Raw genomic sequence first — 736 nt, forward strand, 5'->3', positions numbered from 1 at the left:
AAAATAGAGAGGTGTTTAGCTATTCGGTGGATAGTGTTCTTTTATCACGCTTTCCTCGCTTCCCTAAACGGGGTTTAATTGTGGACTTTTGTGCTGGAAATGGTGCAGTGGGACTTTTTGCTAGTTCACGTACTCAGGCGCGGATAATATCTGTAGAGATTCAGGAGCGCTTGGCGGATATGGCAGAGCGTTCGGTTCAGTTGAATGGCTTGGAAGAGCAGATGCAGGTCATCTGTGATGATTTGAAAAATATGCCTGCCCACATTCAGGGAAGTAAGGTGGATATGATTTTGTGCAATCCGCCTTATTTTAAGGTGGATCCGCATTCCAATCTGAACGAGAGTGAACATTACCTTCTGGCCAGACACGAAATTACGACTAACCTAAAAGAAATTTGCCGTAGTGCTCAGAGTATTCTCAAGTCTAATGGCCGTTTGGCCATGGTTCATCGTCCAGATCGGCTCTTGGATATCTTAGACATGCTTCAACGCCATAATTTAGCACCCAAGCGCCTGCAATTTGTCTATCCTAAACGTGAGAAGGAGGCTAATATGCTCTTAATCGAAGCTATCAAGGATGGATCGACCAGTGGCTTTAAGGTCTTGCCACCACTCATCGTTCACAATGATGATGGTTCTTATACACCAGAAATTCAAGAGATTTACTATGGATCATAAGGCCTATATGTATGTGGTGGAGTGTCGCGACGGTTCTTACTATACGGGCTATACAACGG

At 44.4% G+C, this 736-nt stretch carries 1 protein-coding gene and 1 pseudogene; both read left to right on the top strand.

The window, feature by feature from the left end; genetic code table 11:
* Window positions 1-677, top strand: a 677-nt coding sequence (locus GMD4S_RS09825; protein WP_000294722.1) for a tRNA1(Val) (adenine(37)-N6)-methyltransferase, incomplete at its 5' end; no start/stop codon positions are given.
* Window positions 667-736, top strand: a pseudogene (locus tag GMD4S_RS13940) (GIY-YIG nuclease family protein); the annotation flags it as partial. The gene GMD4S_RS09825 and the pseudogene GMD4S_RS13940, both read left to right, overlap by 11 nt.

The organism is Streptococcus sp. GMD4S, from assembly GCF_000296955.1.